General features: G+C 32.4%; 13 protein-coding genes. 7 read left to right on the top strand and 6 right to left on the bottom strand.

Annotation, left to right across the window (positions count from 1 at the left end):
• Positions 1 to 13 precede the first annotated feature (13 nt).
• Positions 14 to 1,624, top strand: coding sequence for a S8 family serine peptidase (locus tag Q0857_RS16155; protein ID WP_298537713.1), 1,611 nt, complete (start codon positions 14 to 16; stop codon positions 1,622 to 1,624).
• A gap of 68 nt (positions 1,625 to 1,692) precedes the next feature.
• Entirely contained in the window at positions 1,693 to 3,519 is a 1,827-nt protein-coding gene (locus Q0857_RS16160) for a M1 family metallopeptidase (RefSeq protein ID WP_298537716.1), read from the top strand.
• 104 nt (positions 3,520 to 3,623) lie between these two features.
• Here Q0857_RS16160 and Q0857_RS16165 read toward each other — a convergent pair whose 3' ends face one another.
• The 3 genes from Q0857_RS16165 to Q0857_RS16175 form a co-directional block, all read right to left on the bottom strand.
• Entirely contained in the window at positions 3,624 to 4,544 is a 921-nt protein-coding gene (locus Q0857_RS16165) for a Na/Pi symporter (protein ID WP_298537719.1), read from the bottom strand.
• An 89-nt stretch (positions 4,545 to 4,633) separates the two neighbouring features.
• A complete protein-coding gene (locus tag Q0857_RS16170; protein WP_298537722.1) occupies positions 4,634 to 5,824 on the bottom strand; it encodes a succinylglutamate desuccinylase/aspartoacylase family protein in 1,191 nt (396 codons plus the stop codon).
• A gap of 17 nt (positions 5,825 to 5,841) precedes the next feature.
• Positions 5,842 to 7,716 carry a CBS domain-containing protein gene (locus Q0857_RS16175; RefSeq protein ID WP_298537726.1) on the bottom strand — a complete coding sequence of 625 codons (1,875 nt, stop codon included), beginning with the start codon at positions 7,714 to 7,716 and terminating at the stop codon, positions 5,842 to 5,844.
• A gap of 111 nt (positions 7,717 to 7,827) precedes the next feature.
• On the opposite strand from Q0857_RS16175, the gene rnpA reads away from it, so the two are divergent.
• From rnpA to Q0857_RS16195, 4 genes are all read left to right on the top strand, one after another.
• A complete protein-coding gene (gene rnpA / locus Q0857_RS16180) occupies positions 7,828 to 8,205 on the top strand; it encodes a ribonuclease P protein component (RefSeq protein ID WP_298537729.1) in 378 nt (125 codons plus the stop codon).
• 10 nt (positions 8,206 to 8,215) lie between these two features.
• Positions 8,216 to 9,850, top strand: coding sequence for a S41 family peptidase (locus Q0857_RS16185; RefSeq protein WP_298537732.1), 1,635 nt, complete (start codon positions 8,216 to 8,218; stop codon positions 9,848 to 9,850).
• 144 nt (positions 9,851 to 9,994) lie between these two features.
• Positions 9,995 to 10,855: an OmpA family protein gene (locus tag Q0857_RS16190; protein ID WP_298537735.1), complete on the top strand. Its 861-nt coding sequence runs from the start codon at positions 9,995 to 9,997 to the stop codon at positions 10,853 to 10,855.
• Positions 10,856 to 10,861: 6 nt separating this feature from the next.
• Entirely contained in the window at positions 10,862 to 12,202 is a 1,341-nt protein-coding gene (locus Q0857_RS16195; RefSeq protein ID WP_298537738.1) for a T9SS type B sorting domain-containing protein, read from the top strand.
• Positions 12,203 to 12,209: 7 nt separating this feature from the next.
• Here Q0857_RS16195 and Q0857_RS16200 read toward each other — a convergent pair whose 3' ends face one another.
• The 3 genes from Q0857_RS16200 to rpiB are packed head-to-tail and all read right to left on the bottom strand — an operon-like array spanning position 12,210 to position 14,009.
• Entirely contained in the window at positions 12,210 to 12,653 is a 444-nt protein-coding gene (locus Q0857_RS16200; protein ID WP_298537741.1) for a GNAT family N-acetyltransferase, read from the bottom strand.
• Positions 12,654 to 12,656: 3 nt separating this feature from the next.
• Positions 12,657 to 13,574, bottom strand: coding sequence for a cation diffusion facilitator family transporter (locus Q0857_RS16205; protein WP_298537744.1), 918 nt, complete (start codon positions 13,572 to 13,574; stop codon positions 12,657 to 12,659).
• Positions 13,575 to 14,009, bottom strand: a complete 435-nt coding sequence (gene rpiB, locus Q0857_RS16210; RefSeq protein WP_298537747.1) for a ribose 5-phosphate isomerase B — start codon at positions 14,007 to 14,009, stop codon at positions 13,575 to 13,577. It lies immediately after the preceding gene.
• A 515-nt stretch (positions 14,010 to 14,524) separates the two neighbouring features.
• On the opposite strand from rpiB, the gene Q0857_RS16215 reads away from it, so the two are divergent.
• A partial coding sequence (locus Q0857_RS16215; RefSeq protein ID WP_298537750.1) for a hypothetical protein occupies positions 14,525 to 16,490 on the top strand: 1,966 nt, incomplete at its 3' end.

The raw sequence follows: 16,490 nt of genomic DNA on the forward strand, positions 1-16,490 counted from the left end.
TTTACGATTACCTATGAAAACAATTAAAACAATAATAACATTGGCTTGCGCAGCTGTATTGATTTCTGGATGCGGAGGAACTGCAAACATTTTATCAACTCCAATTGAAAATATTGATACATCGCCTTTAAAAGTATCTGAACTAACCGAAGCTGAAAAGCACAATTGGGGGCATTTAGATCTGGTGAAAGACACCATTCCAGGAATGAGTGTAGATAAGGCTTATGCTGAGTTAATAAAAAAGAGAAAAGGTAAAAAGGTACTTGTTGCAGTTATTGATTCTGGAATTGATATTGATCATGAAGATTTAGATGACGTGATTTGGACAAACAAAGATGAAATTCCAAATAATAATATTGATGATGACAAAAACGGTTACGTTGATGATATTCATGGATGGAATTTTCTTGGAAAAGGATATGATGAACAATTAGAATTAGTAAGAATTTTAGTAAAAGGTGATAAAAACAGCCCTGATTATGAACGGGCCAAAGCCGAATATGATGAGGAGTATACTAAGTGGCTTGATAGAAAAACGCAATACGATCAAATTTATGAGCAAATTAAAAACGCCGATGCCACTCTTGCAAAACACTTAGGCAAAAAAGATTATACTAAAGAAGAAGTGAATGCCATTAAAACTGAAGATGAAGTTTTAAGTAGATCCATTCAAATTGCGCAATATATGTTTAGCAACGATATGGATTCCATGGCTGACGCATTGAAAGAAATTGGTAGTAGTCTAGAGAGTATCAACGACCGCTTAAACTCTAATTTAAATAAAGAACTTAAAGGACGCGTAACAGGTGATGATCCAGATGATATGTCAACAAAATATTATGGCGACGGTAATGTAAAACCTGTTAAGAAAAGTGAAAGCCACGGTACTCACGTTGCAGGAATTATAGCTGCAGAACGTAACAATGGATTAGGAGCAAATGGAGTTGCTAATAATGTTGAAATTATGAGTATAAGAACAGTTCCTAACGGAGATGAGTATGACAAAGATGTGGCTTTAGCAATTCGCTATGCTGTTGACAATGGAGCAAAGGTAATAAACGGAAGTTTCGGAAAAAGCTATTCACCTCATAGCGACTGGGTGCGCGATGCTATTAGTTATGCCTCTGAAAAAGATGTCCTTTTTGTTCATGCTGCAGGAAACGATAGCAAAGATGTAGATACCGAGCCTAATTTCCCAGATGATAATATAAATGGAAAAGAGATTTCTGATACGTATATTAGAGTAGGAGCTTTAGGGCCTAAATATGGATCAAATATGGTGGCAAGCTTCTCTAACTACGGTAAGCAAAATGTTGATGTTTTTGCTCCAGGTGCAAGTGTATACTCTACAACACCAGAAAACGAATACGACACTAAAGGAGGTACTTCAATGGCAGCTCCAGGAGTCGCAGGTGTTGCAGCTCTAATTCGTTCGTATTACCCAACTTTATCTGCTGCCCAAGTAAAACAAGTTATTATGAAATCTGGTTTAGCCATTAACAGAAAGGTTATTGTTGGTGGAGATACTGAAGATGTTAGACCTTTTGCCGATTTAACAAAATCTTCAAGAATGGTAAATGCATATAACGCATTAATTATGGCAGCAAAAATAGCTGCTAAATAATATTAAAAAACTTTTAAAGGTTGTTGGGCATATCCATTGCCTAACAATCTTTTTTAATTTTCACGTTTATGAATCGTTTATTTATTTATTTGTTCTGCGTAGCATTAATTTTTTCTTGTGGTAGTTCTAAAACCGCTATAGTTTCGAATACCTCTCAAACTTCTAATTCAACATATTGGCAGCAACATGTAGATTATAAAATGGAGATTGATATGGATGTAAACACCTATCAATATAAAGGTAAACAAACCTTAGTATATACAAATAACTCGCCAGATGTTCTAAATAAAGTATTTTATCATTTATACTTTAATGCCTTTCAACCAGATAGTGAAATGGATGTACGTTCTCGCACTATCGCAGATCCTGATGCTCGTGTAGGAGATAGAATAAGTAAATTAAAACCAAATGAGATAGGATATATAAAAGTCAATACTCTAAAACAAAACGGAACAGTACTTAAACACAAAACAGTTGGTACTGTATTAGAGGTCAATTTGGCAAATCCTATACAGCCTGGTGAAAGCGTTACTTTTAATATGATTTTTGATGCTCAGGTACCTGTACAAATTCGTCGTTCTGGTAGAAATAATAAAGAAGGGGTCGCCTTGTCAATGGCGCAATGGTATCCAAAATTAGCTGAATATGATTTTGAAGGTTGGCATACCGACCCTTATATTGGTCGCGAATTTCATGGTGTTTGGGGGAATTTTGATGTGAAACTTACTCTAGATAAAAATTATACCGTTGGAGGTACAGGCTATTTACAAAACCCAAATGAAATTGGCCATGGTTATGAAACTGGAATATTAAACCGCTCTGATTCTGATAAATTAACTTGGCATTTTAAAGCACCTAATGTGCACGACTTTACTTGGGCTGCAGATCCAGAGTACACGCACGACACCTTACAAGTTCCAAACGGGCCTTTGTTACATTTTTTATATAAAAGTACCATGCCATCTGAAAAGTTGGTCAATTGGAAAAATTTGCAACCTAAAGCGTCTGAGCTGATGCAATTTTTTAGCGCAAATATTGGGCAATACCCTTATAAGCAATACTCTATAATTCAAGGAGGTGATGGTGGTATGGAGTACGGTATGTGTACTCTTATTGTTGGAGAAGGTGAATTTGATGGACTCTTTGGAGTTACTGCTCATGAAATGGCTCACTCTTGGTTTCAATTTTTACTAGCCACTAATGAACTTACAAACTATTGGATGGATGAGGGGTTTACTGAGTACTTTGGTGAGTTAGCAGGATCACACGTTTTTAAAACCTCTTTTGAAAAACCAACAAGACAGGTTTATGATGTGTACAATTATTATGTGCAATCAGGAACTGAACAACCTCAAACCACACATGCAGATCGTTTCAATTTTAATAGATCATCTTCTATATCAGCTTACTATAAAGGTTATATTTTTCTCAATCAATTAGCTTATGTTATTGGCCAAGAGAATCAAAAAGAAACAATTAAAGAATATTTTAAAGCCTGGTCTTTCAAACACCCAACTCCAAATGATTTTATTAGGATAGCCGAAAAAGTATCAGGGTTAGAACTTGACTGGTATTTAAATGATTGGACACGAACCATAAACACTATTGATTATGGCGTAAAATCGGTAGAAAATGAATCTATTACTCTAGAGCGTATTGGTTTAATGCCAATGCCCATAGATTTGACTGTAACTTATGTTGACGGTACTACTGAAGATTTCTACATTCCGTTACAAATGATGCGCGGTGAAAAACCAACCTCAGCTACCATTATAGACGACTGGGCTTGGGCTTATCCAACCTATACCTTTGAAACTTCAAAAGCAGTACAATCTGTTGAAATTGATGCGTTGAATATGATGGCGGATATTAACAAGGAAAACAATAAAAAGTAAAATGTCTTTTAAATATTTCAATGCATTAAATTGCTAGGTTTCTACTATGTTTTAAGTCAATTTACCTCCCTAATTGAACTCATAATAATGTTTTCTTTAAAAGTTTAATTCACCTTATACTCAAGGTATCTACCTATTTTACCAGTAAAGGGTAAAACTAGAATAGTTATCAACAAATTAAAAATTAAGTGCGCATAAGCCACTTTAAATGTTATATCCACATTTATCATGTTTATGAGATTATAAAAAGGTTTAGAAAGAGGCAAATATATAAACACCCCAATAAGATTAAATATTAAATTAGCTAATGCCGTTCGTTTTGCCACAACATCCAGTTTCATAGCAGCAATGAAAGCAGTTGATGTAGTTCCAACATTTGACCCAACCATAATTGCAATAGCACTTTCCAAATCTAAAAACCCTTGCCCACAAAGTATTATACTTAAACCAATTGTAACTGAACTAGATTGACAAAACGCGGTAATTAATGCCCCCAATAAAACACCAAGAACAGGGTAAGAAGCATAGGTTAAATAATGAATTAAATTCTCACTATCTTTTATTGGACCCAATTGTTCTCCTATAAAGTCTAAACTAAAAAGAATAAGGCCCAGATAGAATATAGGTCTACTTATTAAATGCAATCGACCTTTAAAATAACCTAAAACAAAACCTAATGCTAACAAACCAATACCAACAGATTCTATTTTAAAGGATACTATCCAGGCCGTTATTGTAGTTCCTAAATTCGAACCCAATAATATCGGCAATGAGTTATGAAAAAGGATAACTCCAGAATCAACAAAGGAAATTACAATGGCAACAACAGCACTACTAGATTGAATAACTGCTGTTGCAGTAAAACCAACAAATAAAGCCTTTAACTTTGAGTTAGTAAAATTACCTAATAATTGTTTTAATTTTGAATCTGTTTGGTCACGAAGATTATTTGAAAAACTCTCAAGGCTGTGAGAAAACAATCCTATAGCTGCTATAATCGAAATAATTAATTTCCAAGTTCCCATGGGTTTTAATAAAGTATCAAACAAAAATAAGAAAGTATACGTATTCCTGTAAGTACATTAAATTTATTAAAATGTAAATACTTAATTATTCAATACCATGCTTCTTTTTTATAAGCAGCCGTTTTTGCAACTCGTTCTCTATTATTTAATCTTATACTAGTATCTGTAATTTGCCTATTTCTATAACCTAAGAGATGAAATAATGATTTTGCAAAATACTTAGCAACAGTTAAATTAACTTGAAGAATACCCTTGTCTTTATTTAACCATGAAACCCCTGGTAAAAAAGCCAAAATACGATCTGTTTTAATACGCCTTAAGGCTGATGATAATTTTAAGAAAAATGGTTTTATTGGTTTAATAATAAAAAAACCTTCAGCACCCTTTTTTTGATATAATGGCATGAAAATACTGCCGTTGAAGGGTGCTACGAGTTCTTTACTATCGCTTAAAGCTAGTTTTGTACCTTTTCTTATTGGTTCAAAACTTCGAAAACCATTGAGCATTATAAAATCCTCGTTCTTTTTAATTTGATGTAAATAAACAACCTCAAAAACATCAAATGTATAGCATGCAAACTCTTTTAATTGTTCATAATAATTATTAAAACCAGCTACTCTTTTTTTAGCTAAAACACCCGAATAGACTAAGGTTAAATACACGAAAGCTATACTATTATCAATTGACGATAAATCGTCATGCTGACCAGACTCAAAACCCAAAGACACATAGCCTAATTGATTAATATAACTTAATAATGGGCCGCTTAAATATTCTTCTATTCCCAATACTACGGGTACAGGAAACTGCTCAGAAAACTTACGATTTATTAAAGCATCGTTTATGGTTATAAATGGTATTGTTTTACTAGAGGTGGTATGTAAATCAATAAAATAAAAAGGCGGTGAATGCCTATTTAGAATATCATTTAAAACGCCTAATAATGTTAGGAGCTCAGTCTCATCATCATTTAAATCTGTTTTATTCTTAATAAGTTCAATATGTTCTTTGGTCCATAGTCTATTTAAATCTTCCTCTACAAATCGTTGGTGTTTATTTAAGGCACTTAAATTTCCTGCAACCCCATATATTGTTCCGTTAACATCTAATTTATTTAATTTGCCAAATACCTCATTTATGGCAAAAACACCTGAAGTTTCATTACCATGTATACCTCCAAAAAAAACAACCGTAGGGCCAGAACTGGTTCCTTCAATTCTTCCTAATATTCGATTTACCTTGATCGTATCGTTTACCGCTTTGTTATAAACATCAACCATGTATTAGCTTTTAATTATCAGAGATCATTTTTAGTCATTAAACCTATCAACTTGCCCTTTTTTATTACAGGAAGACTACCTATACCATGCTTATTCATTAGCTCGATGGCCGTCTTAAGCGAAGCATATTGATCTATCGTAATAATCTTAGTATTCATTAATTTAGAAACACTATTATGCTTGTTTTCAGAGTGACCTAAATACACTTCAACATCAGTCCAACTTATTAAGCCTATTAATTCTCTATCATTGTTTATTACTGGCATATGATGAATGTTTTTCCACTTCATCATATTTAAAACCAAGTCTACACTATCTTTTTTTCCAACCGAAAAAATATCTGTACTCATAACGTGTTTGACCATTTTTTTGGGTGTAAAAAACCTTTGATCTGAATGATGGACCGTGCCCCAAGAGGATACAGGATATCCTTTTTCTTGTTTTGAATACATAGTCGCAGTTAGTATTTGCATCGCATCAAAACGTTTATGTGTTTTAAGTAAGCTTCTATAGTTTCTTATCAACCACTCCGATCCGTTATGCCCTCGTACCCTATTAAGTATGATTTTTAAGTAGTATTCGGCATCTTTGGGTGCTACCCCATTTCTATATAATCCTTTATATGCCATTGGTAACAATTCATCTATAATAAGTTGATGACTCGACATATATTTACCATTCCAATAAAACTGTGTTGCCATACCATAACGGGCTGCATTAAAAAAGTTGTTTTTTACATCTTTGAAATCCCATTGCTCATGAATATTTTCATATTTTTTGGGCTTACCAAGCATCACACCTACCCAAAACATCATATTAGCAATTTCATCATCAGTGGTAGGGCCTGAAGGAATATATCTGTTTTCAATCCTTAAACTCGCCTTATTATTTAAAACACCATAACATACCCGATTCCATGGATATACTGTACCATTATGTAACTGTAGGGCTCGTAACCTAGGTGTTTCATTATTTTCAATCATTTTTATACTATCACGTGTGAAATTTGTAGTTAAAAAACTCCTGAACCTAGTAATATTATCTTTAAAAATATCGGTTATCGTTCCTGTTTGCCAATTACTACCAAAACTCACTCTGGATTGCTTTTCGTTTAACAAGTATGAATTTGCTCTGGTATCGACGCTTTGCGTAAACAAGGCTATTCTTGTTTCACTCCATAATTCTTTTCCAAATAACAATGGCGAATTAGTACAAACACCCAATACAGGACCTGCAATGGCTTGCGCCCAATTGTAATTATCTACAAAACCCTTAGGGCTTAATTGTAAATGCATCTGAAAACTGGTGTTACAGCCCTCAAGCATTACTGAATCATGTAGCAAATTAAGCTCATCAACACCTTTAATATGAATATCAAAACTTTTTCTTCGGCTTCGTTTTATGGCATCATTTAATACTGAATACCTATCCACCTCAGTCATGCTACTTTCATCAACATTACTAACAGATAAAGAAGGCAAAATACCTGCAAGAATAATTTTTATATTTTTTTTAACAGCGGCAGATTTTGCTTTATTCAATAACGCTTCCAGTTGCTCATGTAACTTTGAAAAACATTCACCACCCAACTCTACGGCGTCTAAATTTATTTCCAAATTATAATTACCTATTTCTGTTGTGAAATGGTCATCAGCAATATCTTCTAAAATTTCCAGCGACCTGCTTTCGGGCAAAAATTGATCATTTACCATGCAAAACTCTTGCTCTGCTCCAATACGTAAGGGGCCATCTTCAATTAAACCTCTTTCTATTAAAATATCTAACGCCTTAATATCATTTAATAAATGATATATGTAGTTGGCCTTATCTTTTTTTGTGTTGAGCAAAGCCACATTCAAATCTCCCATACCTTTAGTTTTGTTAGGTTGCAAAGGTTAAAATTACTCTAAATCAGCTATTTTAAATATGATTTTTATCATGGAGTCCTATAGGCACGCACAGTCTTAATTGTTATTGCTATTTTTGTACATACAAAAGCACTTATGTCTTTAACCTATTCCAAAAAAGAAAAACTTAAAAGCAAAAAACGTATTGACCAGTTGTTTGCAGAAGGACAATCTGTTTCTGTTTTTCCTTTAAGAATGGTTTATCTCCCAACTACTTTTGAAGAACCTATTGGAGCAAAAACCGGTGTTTCAGTAAGTAAGCGTAATTTTAAAACAGCTGTTGATAGAAATCGCATAAAACGCTTATTAAGAGAGTCTTATAGATTAAATAAGACTAGATATTTTAACAATTTAACAACACAGTACACCATAATGATTTTGTACATTGGCAAAGACGTTCCAACGTACAATCAAGTAGAAAATAAAATGAACCTTTTGTTTCAAAAGTTTTCAAACAAAGTTTCCAAAGCATAATACACCTTTTATGAAAGCATTATTTAAAAAGAAATTCATTCTTCCTTTTTTAGCCGGTCTTGTCTTTTTATCGACAACAGCCTTCAAAAATGATTTTTTCGAAATTGCTAAGCAAATTGAAATATTCACAACATTGTTTAAAGAAATTAATATGAATTATGTTGATGAAACAAACCCTGCCGAATTAATGGATACGGCCATAAAAAGCATGTTAGCAGATCTCGACCCGTATACTAATTTTATGAATGAACAAGATGTGGAAGGTGCGAGAATTAACAATACTGGAGACTATACGGGTATTGGAGCTAAAATAAAAACGCTAAAAGATAAACTTGTTGTTATTGAACCCTATAAAGATTATCCTGCCGATAAAGCTGGCTTAAAAGCTGGCGACGAAATTACTCAGGTTGGAAATACATTGATTTCAGATTATGACTCCAATGCTGGTGATTTACTCAAGGGTGCTCCAGATTCATCTGTTGATGTTACTTTTAAACGTCAAGGAAAAACAAAAAAAGCAACAATAAAAAGAGCAGAAGTTGAAATTAAAGCGGTTCCCTATTTTTCAATGATTGATGAAAAAACCGGATATATCGTTTTAAGTCAATTTAGCAGAAAAGCCTATGCAGAAACGAACTATGCTTTAAGAGATTTAAAAGCCCAAGGAGCAGAAAAAATGATATTGGATTTACGAGGAAACCCTGGAGGATTAGTTAATGAAGCCATAAAAATTGTAAATTTATTTGTTCCTAAAGGACAGCTAGTGGTTACTACAAAATCTAAGGTTAAAAAATATAACCGCACTTATATTACCAAAAATGAGCCTATAGATGCAGATATTCCTTTAGTTATTTTAATTGATGGCTCTAGCGCCTCGGCTAGTGAAATTGTATCCGGAGCTCTTCAAGATTTAGATAGAGCGGTTATTGTGGGTTCTAGAAGTTTTGGAAAAGGTTTGGTACAACGACCAAAAGAGCTTACTTATGGAACACAAATAAAAATAACGATTTCAAGATATTATACACCTTCTGGTAGATGTATTCAGTCTTTAGATTATTGGAACAGAAATGAAAAAGGAGAAGCTGTAAGAGTAAAACAGGAAAATTATAACGCTTTTAAAACTAAAAATGGACGAAAAGTATTTGATGGTGGTGGTGTTTTTCCAGATGAAATTATAGGTGCACCAAAAAATTCAACCATTACTAATTCCATTATGCATAGCGATCTAATTTTTGATTATGCTACACAGTATTATTATAACCATTCTTTTACTGATATCAACACTTTAAAACTTACAGAACAGGATTTTTCAAATTTTAAAACGTTTTTAAAAACCAATAACTTTTCTTTTGAAACTGACACAGAAAAAGCATTAAAAAAGGCATTTGAAACCTCAAAAGAAGAAGAATTAAACGATAATATTTCACAGGATTATAATACGCTTTTAGCTAATTTAAACGAATCTAAGACGGTGGTTATAAATGAGAATAAAGACTTTTTATTGAAACGTTTAACAGAAGACATTGTTAAGCGTTATGTGTATAGAGAGGGATTATATGATTATTATAAAGTTCATGATTCTACTATCAAAAAGTCGTTAGAAATTCTTGGAAACTCTTCAACATATCAAAGCTATTTGAAATAAAAAACTGCTTATTAAATTAGTATTTGCCTTTCAAAATAATATTATTTTGAACCATATTATTTACTTCAACCCTTTACATATAGGCTTATAGCATGGTTTTTCGATTAAAAATAGTATATTTATGCCAGTACTATTACCCTACCTATGAACAAATTATTGGTGTTAATATTAATAACCTTTCAATGTGCGTTTTTGTTTTCTCAAAACCAATTGACGCATGAAGTGTATTTTGAAACCGACAAATATGAAGTTCCTAATACAGAAGAAAACCGATTACTTCTTTTTATTTCCGAGTTGTCAGATATTGAAATTGAATCCATTTCAATATTTGGATTTTGTGATGATAGAGGAGCTGACTCTTATAACCTAAAACTATCTCAGCAACGTGCAGATGCTATAAAGGCCATATTTTCTAATAATGAAATTAGTGAAGGTTTAATAAATAATGTAGATGGTAAAGGAGAAATACTCCTTATCATTGTAGAAGAAGAAGAAGACGTTTTTAAAATAAGAGGTTTAAACCGAAAAGTTGAAATAATAGTTAAACCTAAGCTCCCCAAACCTAAGCCACAAGCTAAAACACCTCCGCCTCCAAAAGAAAAGGATGTTGTTACTTTAATTAACGAAGGATCAAAAGGTGATAAAATAATATTTAAAAATATCTTATTTAAAACAGGTTACGCTACAGTTACGCCAGCCTCGAAACAAACCCTTACTGATATTGCAAAGGCGCTTGCAGAACGTGAAGACATCTATTTTACCATTCAAGGTCATGTATGCTGCACACAATATACAAGAGACGCAGTTGATAGAAAAACCAAAAAACGAAACCTCTCTGAGGCTAGAGCAAAATATGTGTATGATTATTTTGCCAAAAAAGGTATTGACAAAAAACGTATGCGTCATTTAGGAATGCGCCGTAAATTTCCATTAGGTGGAGATCCTAAATTTGATAGACGTGTTGAAATTCTTATTACCCATACTGCAGAGGACGATGCAAATTAAATGCCTATGTTTAAAACTTGGTTGTTTTTAATTGGTATTATTCTTATTTCTTCAAAAACGTTTTGTCAAAATACGGCTATACCTGACAGTAATTTTGAACAAGCATTAATTGATGAAGGTTTAGATACACCTCCATTAAATGGTCAAGTTCCTACGAGTAATATAAGTGGTATCACAGATTTAGATGTAAAAGGTAAAAGTATTCAAGACCTGACTGGTATTGAAGATTTTTTAGCGTTACAAAATCTAGATTGCTCTGAAAACCAAATAACTAGTCTCACGACCTCAACACTTTCCAACCTAAGAATCTTATGGTGTTTTAACAACCGGATAACAAACCTCAATATAGAAGCTAATACTGAGTTAACAGCCTTACGTTGCGAAAATAATACGATATCAAGCTTGAACCTTCTTAATAATACCAACTTAGTCGATTTAACTTGCGAAAATAATAGTATTACAAATTTAAATGTAACCAGTAATTTAAGTCTTAGTCGATTTCAATGTGATAATAATTTACTTTCAAGTTTAGACGTTTCTTATAACTCAAACTTATCTTATTTATCCTGTTCAGGTAATCAAATACAAAATCTAAATGTTATAAATAATATAAGCTTAAAGGTTTTATTATGTTCAAATAACCAAATTAGCACGTTAAACATAAGTCAAAACTCCACATTAACAGATTTAAATTGCAGTTCTAACATTTTATGTCAATTATTGATTAATAATGGAAATAATAACAACATGACCGATTTAGATTTTAGTAATAATGCGGATTTAAATTGTGTGGTTGTAGATGATGCCAATGGAAATCACAGTACGTGGTTACCTTCAGGGTTTTCTAATTATGTAAATTCGAATGAAGACTGTAGCACCTTTATTCCAGTGGATGTTTTAGATGATTTTATAGGTAGAACTTACATATTGCCTATTATTAGTCATGGCCATTATTATACAGAACCTAAAGGTAATGGTACTCAATTAAACATTGGAGAAACTATTACAAACTCTCAAACTATTTATATATATAATGAAATAAATTGCTACAGTAACGAATCTAATTTTAATGTAATAATTACGGATAACGATTATTTTATTCCTAAATTTTTTACTCCAAATAATGATGGGTTTAATGATGCTTGGGTTGTATTTGATTACGATCATAGTATAAACAACGTAAGCATATTTAATAGAAATGGAAAACTACTCAAATTTTTATCGGGCGCTTCATTAAAATGGGATGGAACTTATAATGGTGCACAAATGAATACAGATACCTATTGGTACGAAATAGTTTTAAATACAGGAGAAGTATTAAGAGGTTATTTTGCTTTAAAAAGGTAATAAGGCATTATTCTTTTACCATAGCTATATGTGGAATGCCATCTTCAAGATACTCCTCGCCTATGGCTTTAAAACCTACATTATTGTAAAACTGCTTTAAATAACACTGCGCCGATATTTTTATGGTGGTTTGATTATAATGGCTTTTAAGAGCTTTTATAGAGGCCTCCATAAGCTTATAACCATATTTATGCTGCCGTTCATTTTTAGCTACTACCACCCTTCCAATACTAGATTCTTTAAAATATAGTCCTGGTTTAAATACACGTGTATATCCAACTACTATATTATTTTTAAAACCTAAAACGTGTAGTGCTTTTTGATCTTTAGCATCCATATCTTGATAAACACAATCTTGTTCTACTACAAATACTTCACTACGAAGTTTAAGAATATCATACAATTCTTGATTTGTAAGTTCTTCAAATGATTTCACTTTAACATCCAACATAACTTAATCTTGAACAATAACATCTTTAGCATCATCCTTCCCATACTCCGGTTGAATATTCACATGATTAATATCGTATTTACTAAATACCAAATCTTCAATATCATGTAATACTTCATTAAACTGAGACAGGGTAATATCTTCATTAAAATCAATATGTGCTTCTAAATGTATTTCATCTTCATTTAACTGCCATATATGTACATGGTGCACATTTTTTATACTATCAAAAGCATTTATCTCTTTAACAATTTTATTCACAGGAATCGCATCTGGCGTAAAAAGCATCAATACCTTAGTAGAATCTTTTAATAAATCAAAACCCATCCAAATTAAGTATATAGCAATAGCAAAAGTAAGTATACTATCTACCCAAAAGAGTTGATAATACTTCATTAATAATCCACCCAACAAAACGGCTACACTTGCCATCATATCGGTAAATAAGTGCAAGTAGGCACTTTTCATATTCATATTTGCTTCAGAATCCTTCTTGAGCAATAGTACACTAAACCCATTTCCTAAAATAGCAACTATCGATAACCATATCACTAAATTAGATTCAATAATCTGAGGGTTTTGAAAACGCTCTATAGCCTCTATAATTAGTAACACGGCCACCACAATTAAAGCAGATGCATTAATAAATGCAGCTAAAATTTCGGCACGTTTATAACCAAATGTTTTTTGAAAAGAAGCTCTTTTTTTTGTTAATTTATTAGCTATATAACTAATAATAAGAGAAATAACATCACTAAAATTATGTAATGCATCACTTAATAAAGCTAAACTTCCTGAAATTAATCCACCAACTACTTGGGCTGCTGTAATAAGAATGTTTAATAAAATAGATATAACAAGATTCCGACCTTTTAAATCGGAATGATCATGAGAATGATTATGCCCATGATGATGACTCATTTAACAAGATAATGGAATTTTATCTATTCTACCTTGGTGCCTCCCTCCTTCAAATTCTGTATTTAAAAAAGTCTCTACCATTTGCAAAGCTTGGGGTATGGCCGTATATCGCGCCGGTATACAAAGTATATTAGCATTATTATGAAACCTAATTAATTTAACAATTTCTTTTGTCCAACATAAACCAGCACGAACTTGTTGATATTTATTAGCTGTCATTGCTACACCATTTCCACTACCACATATTAAAATACCAAAATCTACTTTTTTGTTTTCTACATCTTGTGCAACCGGATGTACAAAATCTGGATAATCTACACTATCACAAGTATCAGTCCCATAATTATTAACTGTAAAACCTTTTGATTCAAGAAGTTCCTTTATTGCAAATTTATAATCAGCACCGGCATGATCATTACCTATTGAAATTGTCATTATATTATGTATTATTAAATATAAGTACAAAGGTAGCAATTATTAACATTGTGAATGGTAGTATTAATTACTTGTTAATAACTGTTCATTAGTTTGTAAAATTATATTTAGGAGAATTCAATTTTTTTTGCAATCCGTAACATTTAGGTAACATCCAAATTAGTTAATGTAAACTTTTGGTTAAGTTATTAGTATAAAAATGTATAGTTGTTCATCATGTTAATAGTATTACTTATTAAAAAAATCTGTTCATAGTAGTTTCTAACAATTGTTAATATAAATTTTAAATCGCTTCAAATTAAATGAGTTAAGTTTTAATAAGCTGTTCATTTCGTATCAACAACATTCAATAAAATACATTTCAAACAAAAGCTTAAAAAAGTTATACCACATATTAACACGCTATAATAACCATCATTTTATTTTTTAAATTTTAAGAGAAAAGTAATTATATAATATATAATGTGGATAACTCCTGTTTTCTTACATTAGTAGGAAATTTTTACAAGTTAATTATGAAAAAACTATTCTTTTTTATTCTATATCCAGTTGTAGTTTTTGGGCAAGTACAAATAGGTGATAATATAGATGGAGAATATGGTGATATTCAAGATAAGTTTGGAGACAGTGTTAGTATGTCTTCGGATGGCTCTATAATAGCTATTGGTGCTTCACGGCGTGTTGGTGTAAATGGTGTTAATTCTGGAAGTGTAAGCATTTACAAAACTATTAATGGTATTTGGACTCAAATAGGTGAAAGTATAGATGGTGAGGCTATTGATGACTATTCTGGAGGTTTTATTAGTTTATCTGCTGATGGAAATGTTGTGGCTATAGGAGCTCCTAATAATGATGGAAATGGTTTTAGAGCTGGTCATGTAAGAATTTATAAGAATATTAATGATAGTTGGACTCAGATAGGAGAAGATATAGATGGAGAAAAAGCAGGTGATTTTTTTGGTAGAGGAGTTAGCTTATCTTCAGATGGAAATATTATTGCTATAGGAGCTCCTCTTAATGATGGAAATGGTTCAGGTCGTGTAAGAATTTATGAAAATATTAATGATAGTTGGACCCAGATAGGAGAAAATATTAATGGTGATATAAATAATTTATTAGGTTGGAGTATTAGTTTATCTTCAAATGGGGCTGTTGTAGCTATTGGTTCAATAGGGGGTGGCTTTAATGATCATGGGGATGTACGGGTTTATGAAAACCAAAGCGGTACTTGGACTCAGGTTGGTTCTAATATTATTGGAGAATTAAAAGATGATTATTCAGGTTATAGTGTTAGTTTATCGGCTGATGGTAGTATAGTTGCTGTTGGATCTATTGAAAATGACGGAAATGGTGATAACTCAGGTCATGTACGCGTTTATAAAAATATAAATAGTACTTGGTCTCAAGTAGGGGGCGATATTGACGGAGAGGCGCCGGGTGATCAATCAGGCGGTAGTATTAGTTTATCTTCTGATGGCAATATATTAGCTGTTGGAGCGCTTGGTAATCAAGGAAATGGATATCGTTCTGGACATGTCCGTGTTTATAAAAATGTAGATGATTCTTGGAGTCAGTTAGGAGGTGATATTGATGGCGAAGCTCGTTTTAATTATTTTGGAGATAGTGTTTGTTTATCTTCAGATGGTAGTTCGTTAATTGTTGGTGCACCTTTAAATCATAATAATGGTGGGAATTCTGGTTATGCAAGAGTATATGAAAACGTGAGTAGTACTTGGATACAAAAAGGAGATGATATAGAAGGAGAAAAAGGAGTTTCAGGAGATATTTTTGGTATTAGTACTAGTTTATCATCTACAGGAAAAATTTTAGCAATTGGAGCATCTGGATTTAAGGCGAATACTGGTAGAGTGAAAATTTATGAAAATGAAAATGGTATATGGATACAAATAGGTGAAGATATAGAAGGAGAAGCAGCTTATGATTATTCAGGAAGAAATATGAAATTGTGCTCAGATGGTAATATAGTGGCTATTGGAGCTATAAATAATGATGGAATTAATGGTAGTTTAAGCGGTCATGTACGAATTTACGAGAATATAAATGGTATATGGACTCAAATAGGTTCAGATATTGATGGAGAAGCAGCTTTTGATTATTCAGGTGGAAGTATAGGTTTATCATCAGATGGTAATATTATTGCTATCGGAGCGCACGGTAATGATGGATTAAATGGTGAAAATTCAGGTCATGTGCGTATTTATAAAAATACAGGAGGTGTTTGGACTCAAATAGGTTCAGATATTGATGGAGAGGCACCAGGTGGTTTTTATGGAATAAGTGTGAGTTTATCAGGTGATGGAAGTATAGTTGCTATTGGAGCGCCTGATAATAATGGAAATGGTGAAAATTCAGGTCATGTGCGTATTTATAAAAATACAGGAGGTGTTTGGACTCAAATAGGTTCAGATATAGATGGAGAAACTCAAGGTGATGCCTCGGGAAGTAGTGTAAGTTTATCCT

The organism is uncultured Algibacter sp., from assembly GCF_947495925.1.
Taxonomy (GTDB): Bacteria; Bacteroidota; Bacteroidia; order Flavobacteriales; family Flavobacteriaceae; genus Algibacter_E.

Coding starts and splice junctions, on each gene's coding strand:
- Q0857_RS16155 (WP_298537713.1), top strand. CDS start 14: ATGAAAACAATTAAAACAATAATAACATTGGCTTGCGCAGCTGTATTG.
- Q0857_RS16160 (WP_298537716.1), top strand. CDS start 1,693: ATGAATCGTTTATTTATTTATTTGTTCTGCGTAGCATTAATTTTTTCT.
- Q0857_RS16165 (WP_298537719.1), bottom strand. CDS start 4,544: ATGGGAACTTGGAAATTAATTATTTCGATTATAGCAGCTATAGGATTG.
- Q0857_RS16170 (WP_298537722.1), bottom strand. CDS start 5,824: ATGGTTGATGTTTATAACAAAGCGGTAAACGATACGATCAAGGTAAAT.
- rnpA (WP_298537729.1), top strand. CDS start 7,828: ATGTCTTTAACCTATTCCAAAAAAGAAAAACTTAAAAGCAAAAAACGT.
- Q0857_RS16185 (WP_298537732.1), top strand. CDS start 8,216: ATGAAAGCATTATTTAAAAAGAAATTCATTCTTCCTTTTTTAGCCGGT.
- Q0857_RS16190 (WP_298537735.1), top strand. CDS start 9,995: ATGAACAAATTATTGGTGTTAATATTAATAACCTTTCAATGTGCGTTT.
- Q0857_RS16195 (WP_298537738.1), top strand. CDS start 10,862: ATGTTTAAAACTTGGTTGTTTTTAATTGGTATTATTCTTATTTCTTCA.
- Q0857_RS16200 (WP_298537741.1), bottom strand. CDS start 12,653: ATGTTGGATGTTAAAGTGAAATCATTTGAAGAACTTACAAATCAAGAA.
- Q0857_RS16205 (WP_298537744.1), bottom strand. CDS start 13,574: ATGAGTCATCATCATGGGCATAATCATTCTCATGATCATTCCGATTTA.
- rpiB (WP_298537747.1), bottom strand. CDS start 14,009: ATGACAATTTCAATAGGTAATGATCATGCCGGTGCTGATTATAAATTT.